The organism is Kribbella amoyensis (assembly GCF_007828865.1).
GTDB lineage: Bacteria > Actinomycetota > Actinomycetes > Propionibacteriales > Kribbellaceae > Kribbella > Kribbella amoyensis.
Genome location: NZ_VIVK01000002.1, coordinates 645,555 through 662,682 on the forward strand (window position 1 = coordinate 645,555; position 17,128 = coordinate 662,682).

Below are 17,128 nucleotides of genomic sequence, written 5' to 3' on the forward strand. Positions count from 1 at the left end.
TTCGGCTACGGTCGGCTGTCTCGGGGCCGACCTGTGAGCCGACCTGTGAGGGAGATCCGCATGACCGAATCGAGCGGTTTGAGTCGTCGTGGCCTGCTCGGCGCCGTCGCCGGAGTCACCGCCGCCACCGCCCTGCCCGCCGCTCCGGCGTGGGCAGCCGACGACCCGAGGCCCGGCGCCGTCCGGCCTCCGACGCTGGACAGGTACGACCGGCAGGTCGTCAACGGACTGTCCTCCGAACGCGCCCTGCGGCACCTCCAGGTGCTGTCGGAGCAGATCGGCCCCCGGATCGGTGGGACGCCGAGCGAGAAGCGGGCCGCCGACTACCTCGCGGACGAGCTGGACCGCTTCGGGTACCGGACCCGGCTCGAACCCTTCCCGGTCGCGGACAAGTTCCTCGCCCAGATCGGGGACGTACGCAACGTCCTGCCCGACGACGTGTGCTGGCAGGCCGGCGCGGCTCCGGGCGGCAAGCTGGACGTCACGGTGCAAGGACTCGCTCGCGATGTCGGTCCGGCGACGGCACCCGTGTGGCCGGCGGACGTGTCCGGTGCCGTGGTCCTCGCCGACGACACCGCGGCGGCTCGGCCCGGCTTCGTCGCGGAGGCTGCCGCGCGGGGAGCCGTGGCCGTGATCCTGCTGCCGGCCGACCAGGTGTTCCCGCGGCGCGCGTCCGCATTCTCACCGAGCGGTCTGGTGGATGCGCCGATCCCGGTGATCGGGGTCGCGCAGGTCCAGAAGAGGTTGTTGCGTGAGGCCCTCGCCGTGGTCACCTCGTTGCCGCTGTCGATCAGTACGGCGGCCCACCGCGGCCTGATCTCGAACAACGTGATCGGCGAACGCCGCGGCAAGAGCGCCACCTCGCCGATCGTCATGGTCAGCGGCCACTACGACTCGGTCATCGGCGCACCCGGCGCGAACGACGACGGCTCCGGTACCGTCCTCACGTTGGAGGTCGCCCTGGTGCTCAGCAAGGTCCCCGTCGAGGCGACGTTGCGGTTCGCGCTGTGGGGCTCGGAGGAGCAAGGGCTGATCGGCTCGCGGTACCACGTCGCGCAGTTGCCGCAGGACCAGCGCGACCGGTACCGGGCGGTGTTCCAGAACGACATGGTCGCCACCAGTTGGGACCCGGCCATCGTCTACTGGCTGCTCTCGTTCGACGGGATGGCGAACGCCGCGACGGACTCGGTCCTGGCGTCCGGGAAACGGCTCGGGTACGACCCGCAGATGGTCGGTCCCGTGCAACGCGGGGCGAGTGACCACCAGTCCTTCCAGGAGGTCGGGATCGCGGCCGCCAACTTCTCCTGGCGCGGGGAGTCGTCGCCGGCCCTGCTGGAACCGCCGTACCACTCGCCGGAGGACACCATCGCCAAGAACGTCAGCCTGGAACGCCTCCAGGTCTCGATGGAGCTGATCGGCACCGCGGCGTACGCCGTCGCCCGCCCCCGCTGACCCTGCATCGCCGGACCACCGCCGGGAGGCCGTCCGCGGTCTCCCGGCGGTGGCCGGATAGGCTCCGGGGTGTCATGTCACCTCGTAGGCGCAAGCCCTCCAAGCACACCCGGCCGGCCAGTGACCGGCCGTTGCTGGGTGGTACGCAGGAGCGGGTGAGCCGCGGCGACGGGGACTGGATCGTCCGCCGGGTCAGCGGGACCGCGTCGACGAAGACTTATCGCTGCCCGGGATGCGACCAGCTGATCCTGCCGAACACGCCGCACGTGGTCGTGTGGCCGGAGGACCCGAGTCTGCTGGCCGCGATCGGCGGCGGGCAGTCGCTGGACGAGCGCCGGCATTGGCACACCACCTGCTGGCAACGCCGCCGTTGACGCTCCGGAAAGGACCGCAAGGATGAAGCTCCCGGTCACGTCGTACGGCGACAGCGGGTCGCCGGTCGTGGTGATGCACGGACTGTTCGGGTCCGGGCGGAACTGGATGACGGCCGCGCGCCGGCTGGCCGAGTCGTCGCACCGGGTGTTCGCGCTCGACCTGCGCAACCACGGCAGCTCTCCGCACGTCCCCACGATGAGCTATCCGGAGATGGCCGAGGACGTCCGCGAGACGATCACCGGGCTCGGGGTCGGCCCGGTCGCGCTGGTCGGTCACTCGATGGGCGGCAAGACCGCGATGCTGACCGCGATCGACCACCCCGACGTCGTCGACCGGCTCGTCGTGGTCGACGCGGCACCGGTGAGCTACCCGCCCGCCTTCGTCCAGTACGCCCAGGCGATGCGGACCGCCGACCTCAGGAACGTGACCCGCCGCGCCGACGTGGACGCTCAGCTGGCCGAGGCGGTCCCGACGCCGGGGACTCGCGCGTTCCTGCTGCAGAACCTGATCCTCGACGACCAGGGCGCCCGCTGGCGGCCGAACCTGCCGGTGATCGAGGCCGCGCTCGGCGACATCTCCGGCTGGCCCGACGGCGTCACCGGCTCGTACGACGGGCCGACGCTCTTCGTCTACGGCGGCAAGTCCGACTACGTCCAGCAGGACCACCGGGCCACCATCGAGGCGTACTTCCCGCACGTCCGGTACGCTGTCGTCCCCGAGGCCGGCCATTGGGTCCACGCGGAGCGCCTCGACGACTTCCTCGCCGCGGTCACGCCGTTCCTCGCCTGACTCGGTTCGGGGCCGTTTTCGCCTCCAGGCGGTGACCGTGGTCGTGCTGCCTGTGACCGCGCTGCGCGAAGCTGTCCGGACAAACGCTTGCCCGTAACCTGTTGACCCTCATGCGAACAGCTCGGTAAGTTTTCTACCCAGTTCCTGCACGATCGATGATCCGGCGGACTGGGTGGAGGCGCACGATGGCGACCGACGCGGTACGGACCGGCGCGGAGCGACTCGCGAGCGAGCCCGGACTGGCCGGTGGCGGCCGGTTCGGACTCGTCACCAACTTCACCGGGGTGCTCCCGGATCTGCGCCCACAGCGAACCGCGTTCCTCGAAGCCGGGCTTCCGCTGATCACGTTGTTCGGTCCGGAGCACGGACTCAACGGCACCGCGCAGGCCGGGGCGAGCGAGTCCGCGAGGACCGATCCCGAGACCGGGCTGCCGGTCTTCGACACGTACCACCGGGCCGGCGCCGACCTCGACGCCCTGGTCACCGCGTCCGGCGTCGACACGCTGCTGTTCGACATCCAGGACATCGGCACCCGCTTCTACACCTACATCTGGACCATGTTCGACTGCCTGGCGGCGGCGGCCCGGTGCGGTGTGCGGTTCATCGTCCTCGACCGGCCGAACCCGCTCGGCGGCCGGACCGTCGAGGGTCCGTTGCTGCAGCCCGGGTTCGAGAGCTTCGTCGGCCGCGCGCCGATTCCGGTCCGGCACGGCCTCACCGTCGGCGAGCTCGCGCGGCAGTTCACCGCGACCACGGACCGCCCGGCCGAGCTCGACGTGATCACGCTGTCTGGCTGGACCCGCGGCCCCGGTACCGGTCAGCCCTGGGTGCCGCCGTCGCCGAACATGCCGAGTCCCGACTGCGCCCTGGTCTATCCGGGGACGGGGTTGTTCGAAGGGACCAACCTCAGCGAGGGCCGCGGGACCACCCGGCCCTTCGAGACGATCGGGGCGCCCTTCCTCGACGGCCGCCTGGTGCCCGCCCTGCGCGAGCGGGAACTGCCCGGGGTCACGTTCCGCGGGACGTGGTTCCAGCCGACGTTCAGCAAGTACGCCGGCCAGGTGCTGCCCGGCGTCCAGCTGCACCTCACCGATCGCGTCACGTTCGAACCGGTCCGCACCGCGCTGGTGATCCTCGCGGTGTTGCGCGAGCTGTATCCCGGCGAGCTCGAGTTCCGCCCAGAGCTGGACCGGTTGTGGGGATCTGACTCGCTGCGCAAGACGCTCACCGCCGGCGAGGACCCGGAGAAGTTGCTGCCGGCATCGATCGGCCCGGACGGCTGGACCGAGCCGGGTGTGCTGCTCTACGAAGGAGGGATCGGATGATCCGTACGTTCGCAGCCGGCGACGGGCCCGGGATCGCGGCGGCCTGGACCGCGGCGGCGCCGGCCGACCCGATCGGGTACGACCGGCTCCGCGACCTCGTCCTGCTGGACCGCAACTTCGACCCGGCCGGATTGTGGATCGCCGAGGAGGACGGCGACATCGTGGGCGCCGCGTACGCCGTGCGCCGGTTGATCGCCGCGGACGGTGCCGACCTCGAGCCGGGATCGGGGTGGATCCCGTTCTTCTTCGTCCACCCGGACCACCGGCGCCGCGGCCTCGGGCGGGAGTTGCTGACCAAGGCGATGGACTGGCTGCGCGACCAGGGCCGGACCGAGGTGTTCTTCTCGTCGTACACGCCGAATTACTTCCTGCCCGGCCTCGACGTCGTGCGGTACCCGGCCGCGCTCGCGCTGACCGAGCAGCTCGGCTTCCGGACCCAGTACCAGGCGGTCGCGATGGACCGTGGCCTGGTCGGCTACGCGATCCCAGACGACGTGCGCGAGCGGATCCGGACCCTCGAGGCCGACGGCTACCGCTTCGGGACTCCGACCGGGGACGAGCTGACCGAGCTGATCGCGATCGCCAGGTCGGAGTTCAACCCGGACTGGGCTCGCGCGATCCGCGAAGCCGTGGTGGCCGGGATGCCGTTGGACCGCATCGTCGCGGCGTACGCACCGGATCGGACCGTGCTCGGCTGGGCCATGCACGGCACGTACGAGGGGGTGCTGGACCGCTTCGGCCCGTTCGGGGTGTTGCCGGCCAGCCGGGGGACCGGGCTCGGCAAGGTCCTGCTGCACCTGACGCTGCAGCGCATGGTCGGACTCGGGGCGCACAGCGCCTGGTTCCTGTGGACCGGCGAGCAGTCCGCCGCCGGCCAGCTGTACCTGAAGACCGGCTTCACGATCACCCGCAAGTTCTCGATCCTCCGGGCCTCGCTGGTCCCGGCCGACCGGAAGGACTGACATGAGACTCCATCACGGTGTCCGGCTCGCGGTCGTACTCGGCCTCCTCGCCACCGGCGTGGCCTGTTCGGGCGGCGACGGCTCGGGCGGCGACGGCAAGGTCCAGCTGACCGTGCTGAGCCACTACGGCTCCGACCCGGCGAAGGCCGGCCTGGACAAGATGATCGCGCAGTGGAACCAGGAGAACCCGGACGTCCAGGTGAAGTCCGAGGTGGTCAAGTTCGACGACCTGCTGACCACCCTCACCGTCCGGCAGACCGGCGGCCGCGGCGCCGACATCGTCAGCGCGTACGGGCTGTGGGGCGGCCAGTTGCAGAAGGCGAACGTGGTCGCGAAGGTGCCCGACGACGTGGCCCAGAAGATCAAGGCGAGCTACAGCCCGGCCGCCCTCGGCGCGGTGACGACCGGCGACACCCTGCTCGGCTATCCGACCGAGCTGAACACGTACGCGCTGTTCTACAACAAGAAGATCCTGGCCGCGGCCGGGGTGACCAAGCCGCCGGCCACCTGGGCCGAGCTGGCCGACACCGCGAAGAAGGTGGCGAAGCGGGACGCGAAGGGCAACGTCCAGGTCGAGGGCCTGAGCTTGATCCAGGACGGTGACAACAAGTCGGCGCACCCGTTCCTGTCCTTGCTGGACGCGGCCGGCGGCTCCTTCCTCGGCGAGGACGGGACTGCGCAGTTCGCCGGGGAGCAGGGCAAGGCGGCACTCGGGCTGGAGGCGGACCTCGCCGGGGCGAAGGCGACCGACCCGTCGATCATGCCGACCAAGCAGTTCCGCAGCGGAGGCGTCGCGATGGCGATCCAGGCCGGCTGGTGGGTCGGCAGCCTGAAGACGCAGATGGCCGGGAAGTACTCCGACGTCGGCGTCGCCCCGATCCCGGGACCGGCCGCCGGGAGCAAGGGCTCGCTGGCGTACGGGTTCTTCATGGGCGTGAACCAGCGCAGCAAGCACCCGGACGAGGCATGGAAGTTCCTCACCTGGCTGAACGAGCACCAGGGCTCCGCGGGCGTCACCGGGATGGGCGAGTACCTGGCCGGGATGGGCCTGATCCCGCCGCGGACCGCGGACGCGGCCACGCTGAAGAAGTCGCTGGACGACCCGAACCTGGTGCCGATCTACGACGCCGCGGAGTACGCGATGCCGGAGCCGAACCTGGCCGGCGCCTACGAGGCGAAGACCGCGCTGCACAACGCCATCATGACGGTGCTTGCTGACGGCAAGAGTCCGGACGAGGCGCTGACCCAGGCCGCGAAGGCCGTCAAGCCGCAGTGACGGCCACGTCGAGCACCTTGCCGACGGGAGCGGTGGTGGCGGCCGCTCCCGGCCGTGGGGGCATCCATCGGGACGGGCGCGCGGCGTACCTGTTCCTCGCGCCCGCGTTGCTGTTCTTCTGCGTGTTCCTGGTCCTGCCGTTCCTGTTCGCGGTGGTGCTGGCGTTCTCCGACTGGGGCGGCTTCGACCTCGGCACCATCGAGTTCGCCGGGGTGTCGAACTTCGCCGACGTGCTGCGCTTCGACGGCAGCTTCGTCCGGCCGATCCTGGTGAACACGCTGCTGTTCGCGGTCGGCTCGGTCACGCTGGCCACCTTCGGCTCGGTGCTGGTCGCCTACTGCATCGACCGGCTCAGCTTCCAGGGCTTCTGGCGGGTGCTGTACTTCCTGCCAGTGGTCGCGACGGTGGTGGCCATCGGCAACGTCTGGAAGATGATGTACCAGCCGGCCGGCCTGATCAACGGCGTGCTGAACAAGCTCGGCGTGAACAGCATCGGCTTCCTCTCCGACTCCAGCTACGCCTTGCCGGCGGTGACCGTGGTGCACGCGTGGGCGTCGATCGGCGGCGCCGTCCTGATCCTGACCGCGGGACTCAAGGCGATCCCGGAGATGTACTACGAGGCGGCCGAGGTGGACGGTGCGAACAGCTGGCGGATGTTCTGGCAGATCACCCTGCCGCTGCTCCGGCCGTCGTTGCTGTTCGTCCTGATCACCCAGTTCATCGGCGGGTTGCAGTCGTTCGCGCTGATCATCGTGATGACCACCGACGGCGGCCCGGTGAACTCGACCAACGTGGCCGCGTTCGAGATGTACCAGCAGGCGTTCAAGTTCGGCGCCTGGGGGACGGCGAGCGCGATGGCGATGGTGCTGTTCGTGATCATCCTCGCGATCACCCTGCTGCAGTTGTGGATCGCCCGGCGCCGGGGAGAGGAGACCTCGTGAGACGACGACGCGGTGGGTTCCCGTGGTTCGCGTACCTGGTGGTGATCCTGGGCGCGGTGGCGATGGTGATGCCGTTCCTCGACATGGTGATGAGCTCGTTCAAGGGCGCGGGGGAGTACGGCGTCATCCCGTACCGGTTGCTGCCGGAGTCGTTCGGCCTGGACAACTACCGGGCCGCGTTCGAGCAGTTGGAGCTGGTCCGGCTGTTCCGGAACAGCGTGATCGTCACGGTCAGCGTCACCGTGTCCGTGCTGATCACGTCCAGCCTGGCCGGGTACGCGCTGGCGAAGCTGCGGTTCCGCGGTCGCGCGGTGATCTTCCGGTTCATCCTCGCGACGATGATGCTGCCGCCGTTCCTGCTGCTGATCCCGACGTTCCTGATCATGCTGAACTGGCCGTTGGCCGGGGGCAACGACCTGCTCGGCCGAGGCGGCGACGGCGGGCTGACCACCAGCCTGGTCGCGCTGATCCTGCCGTTCACGGTCAGCGGGTTCGGCATCTTCCTGATGCGCCAGTTCATGGTCTCGCTGCCGGACGAGATGCTGGAGGCGGCCAGGATCGACGGCGCGAACCAGTGGCAGACCTGGCGGCTGATCGTGCTGCCGCAGACCAAACCGGTCGCGATCACGCTCGGCCTGATCACCTTCATCGGCACCTGGAACGAGTACATCTGGACGCTGCTGATCTCCTCGTCCAGCCCCGAACTGCAGACGCTGCCGGTCGGCATCCAGCTGCTGCAGAGCTTCCTCGACCCGGACCGGACGATGCCGATCGTGATGGCCGGCCTGGTGATCAGCACGCTGCCCGTGCTCGCTGTCTTCCTCGCCTTCCAGAAGTACTACGTCCGCGGCGTCGTGCTCAGCGGTCTCAAGTAGCCAGTCAGGAGTAACGGATGAACAGATCGGTCCTCGCCATCGGCGGTCACATCGGCGACATGGATCTCACCGCCGGTCCCACCCTGGCCAAGCTCGTCGGCGAAGGCGCCTCTGCGACCATCGTGGCGCTGACCTACGGCGAACGCGGGCACCCGCGGCTGTCCCCGGCGGAGTACAAGACGCAGAAGCTGGCCGAGGGGGAGGCGTTCGCGACCGCGATCGGTGCCGACTTCATCGCGCTCGACCACAGCGACGGCTTCCTGCCCGACACCGACGAGGTCGCGCTGGAGCTGGCGTCGATCATCCGGGAGAAGCAGCCGGACACGCTGATCACGCACTGGAAGCACAGCATCCACCGCGACCACGAGTACGCCGCGAAGCTGGCCGAGCGGGCCCGGTTCCTGGCCGGGTTGCCGATGGACCACGAGCTGCCGCGGCACTCGGTCCGGACCTTCCTGCACGCCGAGAACTGGGAGGACATGGAGGGGTTCCAGCCGACCACGTACGTGCCGATCCCGGACGACGCCTTCTACCGCTGGGTCGGCGCGATCCGGCACCAGGCCTTCGCCCGCGGCGAGACGTACGGCTTCCGCTACATCGACTACTACACCGCGCTGATGACGATGCGCGGCTGCCTGGCCGGCTACCCCAGGGCCTGCGCGTTCATGGATCCACGCGGCCCCGAGGTCACCAAGCTCGCCGGCCCGTGAGCCGGCCCGTGAGCCGGCCCGTGAGCCGGCCCGGAGTCAGACGCGGTGGCGGCGGTGGTACTGCTGGAGATAGGCCAGGTTGCCGAGCATCCAGCCGAACACGCCGCCCTGGTTCTCCGGTGTCGGCTGGTACGCGTCGAACACCGCGAGCGAGTGCTCGTAGACCATCGGGTCCCACGCCGCGAGCTGCATCCAGCGCGGCGCCTGCCCGGCGTAGCCGAAGTCGGTGGTGCCCGTCCCGTTCACCCGCAGGAACGTGGTCGCGCCGAACCCGTCCCGCTCGGTCGCGACGTTGCGGGTGTAGGTGCGGGTGAGCCGCTCCATCTCCGGCTTCGTCAGGCCGAGGCCGGCCTTGTACGCGGCGCCCGCGAACTCGACCGAGATCGCCGCGTGCGAGACGTCCTCGACCTGCCGCTGTGGGGTCGCCAGGTTCGGGTTGTAGACGGAGACGTCGGTGTCCGGCGAACCCGTCTTGGCGTACCCGTTGTGGATGGTGCCGAACGTCGGCCAGTAGCGCCACGAGTACGAGCCCCGGGTGGCGTCCAGCGCGAGCTGGCCGCGGAACATCGCGGTCATCGCGGCCGTCCGCTCCCGGTACGTGCGTTCGCCGGTGATCCGAGCCAGCTCGGACACCGTCTGGCCCCAGCCCAGCGTCTGGTTGATCGGCTGCTCGGAACCGTCCCACTGCTGCGGCGATCCCTTCAGCCAGATCAGCGTGCCCTCACCGCGCTCGGTGAGCTGGTACTCGGCGTCGTGCACCGCGACCGCGGCCCGCACCGCCAGCAGGTACTCCAACGCCTTCGTCCGGTAGTGCCGCCGGGCGAGCAGCTTCGGGGTGGTCAGCACGGTGCGCACGAACTGCGCGATCGGGTAGGTGATCATCCCGGTGTGCACAGCGAAGATGGTCGGCAACGAGGTCATCCGGTACGTGCCGGGCGCGGGGACGCCTGCCGCGGCCGGCGTCTCCCGCAGATCCAGCGCGGTGGCGAGCACCACGGCCGGGTAGTCGTTGTACAACCGCTTGACGGCGTAGTCCGGGCTGGCCGGGTCCATCGACAGCCACGAGTACACATGGCGGTTGCCGCTCTGCGCGTGCCGGACGTCCAAGCCGAAGAGGTGTGGCTCCGGACCGGGCATCACGGTGACCGAGGTGGTGCTGCTGTAGACCCGGCCCGCCCGTACCTGCAGCGTCGGGCGACCGTCGGCATCCCTCAGGTCGACCGCGCCCACCGTGTACGGGTGGTTGGCTCGCCAGGCCGGCAGCGACCGGCCGCGGTAGTCGGTCACGCCGCGCTTGCTGTCCCGCACCGACAGCACCGCGTCGATGGACTCGATCAGCTGGTCGAGGTACCGGGTGTCGCCGTACGCGTGGTACATCCGCAGGAAACCCGCGAGCAGGTACGACGCGCCCCAGCCGAGGCCGCCGGACTTGCCGGTGGCGGTGTCGTCGTTCGGCTGGTCCGGCATCCCGTCCTTGCGCTCGGTGAAGAACTGCGCGAGCCAGCCGTCCCAGGTCGCCCGGTCGAGGTAGCCGGAGCCACCCGCGGCGGCCGCGGGCAGCACGCTCATCGTCGGACCGACCGACCCGGCCAGCGTGATGAGCCCGGTCCGGCGGAGGAAGTCCCGTCTGCTCGAGATCGCGGTCATCGGTCATCGCCTCCCGTCAGCGCAGTCGGTCGAGTGTGGTGAGGACGTTGGCGCGCCAGGTGCGGTACTTCGCGGGCTCCTGGACGTACTCGTAGTTGCTGGTGACAACGTCCTTGCCGCTGAGCAGGCGTTTCGCCTCGGCGATCAGTCGCGGGTCGGTCGCCGGCGGCGCGGTGTCGATCGCCTGCTGCAGGGTGTCGAGCAGGTTGTAGTCCTCGAGCCCGTCCCGGATGTTCTCCAGGCGGATCGACGGCACCGGCCCGTCCGGACCCGGATAGAGCAGCGAGCCGTCACCGGCCAGGTCGTTCCAGGTCTGCGGGTCCCACGACGTGGTCGGGTCGTCGTCCAGCAGCGGGTGCCCGTACCAGCGGTCGACCCGGTAGTAGAGGAAGCCGTCGACCCCGGCCTGGTGGGCCATCGGGCCGAGCAGGGTGCGCAGTTGGCCCGGGTCGTAGTTCACGAACACGTTCGGGGTCGGGTTGCGGTTGCCGGCGTGCAGGTACCACCAGGCCTCCCGGCCGGCCGCGTGCCGCTCGGCGATGACGTCCGGTTCGAACCACGGCACGTCCCGGACCCACCAGTCGATCAGTTTGTCCAGCCCGGACTGCCGGCCCATCTGGTCGTCGATGATCGTGGTCAGTACCTTGACGCCCGGGAACCGCGCCTTGAACCGGGTCAGCACGAACTTCACCAGCTCGGTGTGCTCGGCACGGGTCTCGTCACAGCAGTACAGGTAACCCTTGTCCAGTAGCCCGGCCGCCCGGTACTGCTCGACGTACGGCTGGATCAGGTCGAACAACTCGTCCGCCTGCGCCGCCCAGGTGTCCGGCTTCGTCCGGTCGAACACCCGCGGGTCGAAGTACCAGATGTTGAACTGCCGCAGACCACCCGGCCGCGCCTCGATCTTGCGCAGGCTTTCCACCGACGGCGGGGCCGTTTCGTACACCTTGCGGTAGATGTTGTCCCCCTGCAGCAGGTACCGGTCGAGGAAGTCGTACTCCTCGTCGACCAGCCTGCGCACCTCGGCCGGATCGGTGACCCCGTACGGCTCGGCGTAGGCCTTGGGGTCGTGGCCGATCGCGGTCCGCAGCCCGGACTGCCGGGCGATCGTGGTGTCGTGGACCTTCACGTCGAACCGGGTCAGCTGCGGCGGCAGTCCGGCGGCCCGCAGTTCGAGCACGACCGGGTACACCCCGGGCCGGGTGGCCTGGCTGGTCTCGATCGAGACCCAGAACGCCTGCAGGTCGCCGGCCTCGGTGTCGACCGTGTCGTACCCGGTCTGGATCGCGTCCGGGGTCCAGCCGGTGTAGTTGCTCGGCCGGAACGCGGTCGGGGTGGCGGGGTGTTGCCTGACCGGCGGCTTCATGTCGAAGGACAACACCGGGTGCGCGTCGACGGTGATACCGGGCCGCAGCGCGCGGACCTTGACGCCGACGTCCGTCAGCGCGGCGCCGTACGGGATCGCGACCAGTTGGAGGCCCTCGTGTTCGCCGCGGACAGCATCCACGGTCGGCTTCGCGAAGCTGCAGTCGCACGGCAGGTCGCGCGGGTACACCCGGGTCATCGCGTCCGCGAATCCGAGCCCGACGGGGGCCGCCGGCTGGGCCTTCCGGGCGCTGACCAGGCTGGCCAGCCGCTTGACCTCCCAGCCGACGTCGCGCACCGCGAACCAGATCGCCCGGGCCTCGTCGGCATCGTTGCCGACAGCACCGATCCGCGTCTTCAGGGCGTCCAGCTCGGTACGGATCGAGGCGGCCTGCTTCTTGAGGTGCTGGTCCGGCCCCAGCGGTCCGGGTTTGATCCCGCGCCGTACCTGCTCCAGCGCCTGGGCCGCGTCGGCGTGCAGGCCGTTCAGGTTCATCGACCCGATCAGCTTCGGCGCGACCCGGGCCACCTCGGCCGGGATGTCGGTCGCGGTGTTGGTGAGCCGGAGGTCGTCGGCGAGCAGCCGCTTCGGGTTCACCGACCGCTCCGAGCTGAGCTGCACCTTGGCCAGATCGGCCAGGTTCACCCCGGCGGCGGCGATGTCGGAGACCTTGAGCTGGAACACGTGGTACGCGAACGGCTGCGCGGCGATCGACCGCTGCACGTACTTGCCGGCCTTGTCGAAGACGACGAGGTACAGCGTGGCCGGCTCGGCCGAGGCGTTCGCCACCCCGACGTGCAGGTACTGCCACTGGGTCCAGTCAACGTCCGGCAGGGTCGAGCCGACGTTCAGCCAGACGCGCGGGAAGACCTGGCCTTGCTTGGACTTCATCGGCCCGAGGTCGAGTGCCATCGCCGACCGCCCGGTACTCGCGAACGTGTCGGTGACGGTCGCCTGGTCGAGACCTGGCACGAGGATTGTCGCGCCCTTGAGGGCGTCGGCGGATTCGAAGTCGGCCAGCACCATGTCGTCCGCGGCGGCGGCCGGGAGGGCGACCAAAGACGGGACGAAGAGGGCGAGCAGGACGGCGGTGACGAGTAACCGCAAGGGACCACGCATGGAGGACCTCCCAGAGCGGGCAGGAGTTTCGGACGGCCGAAGGGCGAATTACGGACTGGCCCGAAAGTACGATCGCCGCTCCCGGCTGTCAAGGTCCCAGCACGAGCGCCACCGGCCATGACGCTTCTGCGCCAGGCCTGTGCGGGGGCTTTTCGACGTGGGTCTAAAGGAGCGGGACCTGGAACCAGCCGCCGACGTCGATCCGGCCGGCCCGGGTGGCGGCCGTGATCGCGCCCCGGTTGGCCGCGTGGATCGTGCCGAGCAGCACGTCGAGGTCGGTCGGCAGCGCGTCGGCGAGTAACGTGGAGAGCGAGCTGCCGTAGCCGCGGCCGCGGTACGCCGGGGCCAGGATCAGCTCCTCGACGATGTACGCGGGCAGGCCGAGCGTGTCGTCCCCGGTCATCGCGGCGACGTACCCGGCCCACTCGCCGTCGACCCGGACGTCGAAGAGCAGCCCGTTCGCCAGGGTCTCGGCGAGGTTGTCGGCGCTCTGCAACGCAGCCTGGTCGGGGTGGTCGGGGTACGCGGCGTCCACGGCGGCGTACGCCTGCCGCGCGTCGTCGTACCGGTCGAGCGACTCGGCCGGAGCAACGGTCAGCCCGGCCGCAACAGTTGCCCCGCGCAACGAAGCGAGGGGCGCGGCCAGGTAGCGCTTGTCCAGCGCGGTGCCGTCGAACCACCCGGCCGGGTGCCGGCTCCACAGCCGCAGGTACCGCGGGCGCAGTTCGCCGTACCGGGCCTGGGCCGCGGCGGCGAGATGAGCGAGGTCGGCCGCCTCGACGGGACGGCTCAGGGGAGTGGCGTCGACGAACGGCTTGTCGGCCGCGCCGCCCTCGTACCGCATGCTCAGCATCGCTTGCAGGTCGGGAGCGACCTGGACCCACTCGTTGAGCATCACCTCGGGCGGTCGCCCCGGCGCGTAGCGGGCCGCGCGCTGGGTGGCGATGTCGAGGTCGGTCGCGAGCCGCACGTCGAACGCGAACTGCCGTTCCAGCCGGCCGAGCCGGACCTCGTCGGGGGCCCAGCCTCGGGTGACCGGGTGCTGGGCCGCCAAGCCGGACTGCGCCAGCTCGGCGGCCGTCGGCACCTCGGGCGAGGTCAGGAGGCGTCCGCCTTGCGGACCCAGACCTCGCGGATGATGAGCAACAGCGCGGCCGCGCTCGGGATCGCCAGCAGCGCGCCGACCACGCCGAGCAGGGCGCCGCCGAGCAGGGCCGCGACCACGGTGACCGCGCCGGGGATGTCGACCGCGCGGCGCATGATCCGCGGGGCGATCACGTAGTTCTCGACCTGCTGATAGATCACGCCGTACGCCAGGCAGGCGATGCCGACCCAGAGCCCGTCGGTGAAACCGATCGCGGTGATGATGACGCAGCCGATCAGGCCACCGACCATCGGGATGAACGCGGTGAACATCACCACGATCGCCAGCGCGACCGCGTAGTCACGCAGCCCGACGATCTCCAGGAAGATGAACATGAAGACGCCGGCGCACAGCGCGACCAGGAACTGACCGCTGACGTACCCGCCGACCCGGCTGAGCACCTGGTCGCCGAGGATCGAGACCCGCGGCCGCCGGGTGGCCGGGACCAGGCTGTACGCGGCCCGCTTGACGCTCGGCAGCGAGGCCAGGAAGTACAGCGTCAGGATCAGGATCGTGAACGTGTTGAACAGCGCGTTCGCGACCACCTTGCCGACGCCGAGGATGCCGCCGAAGGCGCGTTGCGCCAGCGCCGGGTCCTGGACGTACTCGGTCGCCTTCTGGATGAAGTGGTACCGGTTGTCCAGGTCGTTGACGGTCTTGGAGTTGTTCAGCAGGTTCAGCCAGTCGGGCGCGTTCTCGATCAGGTTGTTGATCTGCTCGCTGACCACCGGCACGATCGCGAAGCCGACGCCGGCCACCGCGAGGATCATCAGCAGGAACACCACACCGACCGCGAACCCACGGCGCAGACCGCGACGCATGAACCACTCGACCAGCGGGTTCAGACCGACCGCGATGAACATCGACACGACCAGCAGGATGATGACCGACTTCGCCTGGCCGAGCGCGTTCCACAGGCCCCACGCGACCAGGACGCCCAGCGCCGCGAAGAACCCGAACACGAACGGGTTCGACCGCCGCAACGGCGGACCAGGAGCCCCCATCCCCTCGGACGGATGCCGCTCGTCGATCAGCAGATCACCGACCGGCGTCTGCTGCAGCTCCCCGACCCCGTCCACCTGCCGAGCAGCAGCCTCCGCCGAAGCGGCCCGCCGCGCCGACTGCTCCGCCGACGCATCGGCGAGATCAGCCTGCTCCGCCGCCGCGCCGGCCCGCTGGGCCGCGTCGCCCGCATCCTCCGCCGACTCGTCGGCGTGCTCCGCGGCGCGTTCGGCCGCCTCCGCCGCTGCTTCCGCCGTGCGGGCGGCCTCCTCGGCGGTGTCGACGGTTCTGGTTCCTGCGCTGCCCTCGGTGGGGCTTGAGTTGTCGTCGCCGGCTGGCGTCACTTCCGGTCCTTCGCGGTGGACTTGGCCTTGTCGTCACTGTCGCCGGGCTCGGTCTTGAACGGGCTGTCCCCCTTGAAAGGGCTCTCCCCGCTCACCCGGGTCTCCTCGTTGGCCAGGTCCTCGAGCCGGAACTCGTCGATCCGGGTCTCGTCCCGCGGCTCCCGCGCGGCCGGCTTCCCGGCAGCCTTGGTGCCGGCGCTGTCGTCAGCCTTGTCGTCGGCGCTTGCGACAGTCTTGGCATCGGCCTTGTCGTCAGCCTTGGCGGGCGCCTTGGCAGCGGTCGTCTTCTGGGCTGTGTCCGGCTCGGTGGGCTTGCTGTCGGCCGGCGTGGCCAGCACGGCCGGGTCGACCCGCAGGTCGGTGTCGATCGTCGTCTCGTCGACCCGCGCACCACCGGCCGTCGACCCGACGAACGGGCTCTGCCCGCCGAAAGCGCCGCTCTGCCCACCAGTCGTCCGGCCGAACGTCGGCGCGTCCGCGGCCGGCTCGGTGGGCGCCGGGTACTCGGTCGCGGACGGCTCGGCCGGGACCGGGTACTCCGGCGCGGCCGCGAACGGGCTGCTCTCGGCCGGCCGGGCGAACGGGTTGTTCCCCTGCGACTGGCTCTGTGCCTGGCCCTGCGCCGGACCCTGGTTCGCCGGGCCCTGGTTCGAGGGGCCCTGGTTCGAGGGGCCGGTGAACGGGCTGCTCTGGGCGGCGCCCTGACCCGGTGCGTTGAACGGGGTGTACGCCGGGGTGGCCGTCTCGGAGTCGAGCTCGGCGGCCTGGCGGGCAATGTTGCTGGCGATGTCGTTCAGCCCGGCGATCTGGGCCAGGATGCCGTCCCGGCGCTTGGCCAACCGCTCGGTCTCCCGGGCGATCAGGGTGCGGGACCGCTCGGCCTCGTCGGCAGCGCTGGCCAGCTCGGCCTCGGCGCGCGACCGGGACGTGATCAGCACCTGCTCGGCCTCCCGGCGGGCCCGGGTCAGCGTCCGCTCGGCCGACGCGTCCGCCTCCTGGCGGATCTTGCGGGCCTGCTCGGTCGCCTCGGCCACCCGGCGCTCGGACTGCTCGGCCGCCTCGCGCATCTGGGTGGTCAGGTTCTCGGTGTCGGCGGCGATCTGCTGGTGCTTGTCGGCCAGCTCCTTCGCCTGCTGCTCGCGCTCGTCGGCCAGCCGGGCCCGCAGCGCGGCGGACTCACGCTGGATCGCGGTGCGGATCTTCTCCGCCTCGTGCAGCGCGCCGTTCTTCAGCGTGCTGGCCTGGGACTCGGCGGTGAGCTGCAACTGCTCGGCCTTGCGGCGAGCGGCGGCGAGCACCTCGCCGGCCTCGGTCTCGGCGGTCCGGCGGATCTCGGCTGCGTCACCCTCCGCGGTGCGACGCATGCTGTCCGACTCGTTCAGCGCGACGGTCCGGATGTCCTCGGCCTCGCGGTCACCGGTGGACCGGGCCGCGGCCGCTTCCTTGGCCGCCGTGGCGCGCAGTTCCTCGGCCTCGCGCCGCGCCTCTTCCAGCGCCTCGGACGCCTGGTCCTGGGCGAGCCGGAGGATCTGCGCGGCCCGGTCGCCGAGCCCGGCGTACGACGGGTTCGCGCTCGCCTCGAGCTGGCGTTTGGCCTCCTCCAGCTGGCGCTGCAGCGGCGCCTGGTTCCCGGTCAGCTCGTCGACCTTGGCCCGGACCTCGGCGAGCTGTGCCTCCAGCGCCCGGACATAGTCGTCCACCGCGTGTTTGTCGTACCCCCGGCGTGCGACGGGGAAGCCCCCGGCGGCGGTCGCCGTACGGTCGAAGAACGGCAGGCTCGACTCGTCAGCCATCGCTGAAT

At 70.5% G+C, this 17,128-nt stretch carries 14 protein-coding genes; 9 read left to right on the plus strand and 5 right to left on the minus strand.

Annotation, left to right across the window (positions count from 1 at the left end):
• Positions 1–60: 60 nt before the first annotated feature.
• From FB561_RS33225 to FB561_RS33265, 9 genes are all read left to right on the plus strand, one after another.
• Positions 61–1,452, plus strand: coding sequence for a M28 family peptidase (locus FB561_RS33225; RefSeq protein ID WP_145813986.1), 1,392 nt, complete (start codon positions 61–63; stop codon positions 1,450–1,452).
• A 74-nt stretch (positions 1,453–1,526) separates the two neighbouring features.
• Positions 1,527–1,826 carry a hypothetical protein gene (locus FB561_RS33230; RefSeq protein ID WP_145813987.1) on the plus strand — a complete coding sequence of 100 codons (300 nt, stop codon included), beginning with the start codon at positions 1,527–1,529 and terminating at the stop codon, positions 1,824–1,826.
• 22 nt (positions 1,827–1,848) lie between these two features.
• Positions 1,849–2,616 (plus strand): alpha/beta fold hydrolase, encoded by a 768-nt coding sequence (locus FB561_RS33235; protein ID WP_145813988.1) that lies wholly within the window; start codon positions 1,849–1,851, stop codon positions 2,614–2,616.
• Positions 2,617–2,801: 185 nt separating this feature from the next.
• Entirely contained in the window at positions 2,802–3,941 is a 1,140-nt protein-coding gene (locus tag FB561_RS33240; RefSeq protein ID WP_145813989.1) for an exo-beta-N-acetylmuramidase NamZ family protein, read from the plus strand.
• Complete coding sequence (locus FB561_RS33245) at positions 3,938–4,903, plus strand: GNAT family N-acetyltransferase (RefSeq protein ID WP_145813990.1); 966 nt, start codon at positions 3,938–3,940, stop codon at positions 4,901–4,903. Before FB561_RS33240 ends, FB561_RS33245 begins: the two co-directional genes overlap by 4 nt.
• A 1-nt stretch (position 4,904) precedes the next feature.
• Positions 4,905–6,179 (plus strand): extracellular solute-binding protein, encoded by a 1,275-nt coding sequence (locus FB561_RS33250; protein WP_145813991.1) that lies wholly within the window; start codon positions 4,905–4,907, stop codon positions 6,177–6,179.
• A gap of 35 nt (positions 6,180–6,214) precedes the next feature.
• Positions 6,215–7,120, plus strand: a complete 906-nt coding sequence (locus FB561_RS33255) for a carbohydrate ABC transporter permease (RefSeq protein WP_238335272.1) — start codon at positions 6,215–6,217, stop codon at positions 7,118–7,120.
• A complete protein-coding gene (locus FB561_RS33260) occupies positions 7,117–7,995 on the plus strand; it encodes a carbohydrate ABC transporter permease (RefSeq protein WP_145813992.1) in 879 nt (292 codons plus the stop codon). Before FB561_RS33255 ends, FB561_RS33260 begins: the two co-directional genes overlap by 4 nt.
• Positions 7,996–8,012: 17 nt before the next feature.
• Positions 8,013–8,705 carry a PIG-L deacetylase family protein gene (locus FB561_RS33265; RefSeq protein WP_145813993.1) on the plus strand — a complete coding sequence of 231 codons (693 nt, stop codon included), beginning with the start codon at positions 8,013–8,015 and terminating at the stop codon, positions 8,703–8,705.
• A 36-nt stretch (positions 8,706–8,741) separates the two neighbouring features.
• Here the strand turns inward: FB561_RS33265 and FB561_RS33270 are convergent, their stop codons facing one another.
• The 5 genes from FB561_RS33270 to FB561_RS33290 all read right to left on the minus strand — a co-directional run bounded on the left by FB561_RS33270 (position 8,742) and on the right by FB561_RS33290 (position 17,120).
• Entirely contained in the window at positions 8,742–10,352 is a 1,611-nt protein-coding gene (locus FB561_RS33270) for a hypothetical protein (protein WP_145813994.1), read from the minus strand.
• Positions 10,353–10,368: 16 nt separating this feature from the next.
• Positions 10,369–12,837, minus strand: a complete 2,469-nt coding sequence (locus FB561_RS33275) for a DUF4091 domain-containing protein (RefSeq protein WP_145813995.1) — start codon at positions 12,835–12,837, stop codon at positions 10,369–10,371.
• Positions 12,838–13,000: 163 nt separating this feature from the next.
• Positions 13,001–13,924 (minus strand): GNAT family N-acetyltransferase, encoded by a 924-nt coding sequence (locus FB561_RS33280; protein WP_238335273.1) that lies wholly within the window; start codon positions 13,922–13,924, stop codon positions 13,001–13,003.
• A gap of 11 nt (positions 13,925–13,935) precedes the next feature.
• On the minus strand, positions 13,936–15,327 hold the full coding sequence (locus FB561_RS33285; RefSeq protein WP_145813996.1) for an AI-2E family transporter: 1,392 nt from the start codon (positions 15,325–15,327) through the stop codon (positions 13,936–13,938).
• Positions 15,324–17,120, minus strand: a complete 1,797-nt coding sequence (locus tag FB561_RS33290) for a transposase (protein WP_238335274.1) — start codon at positions 17,118–17,120, stop codon at positions 15,324–15,326. The genes FB561_RS33285 and FB561_RS33290 overlap by 4 nt, the downstream gene beginning before the upstream one ends.
• Positions 17,121–17,128 lie beyond the last annotated feature (8 nt).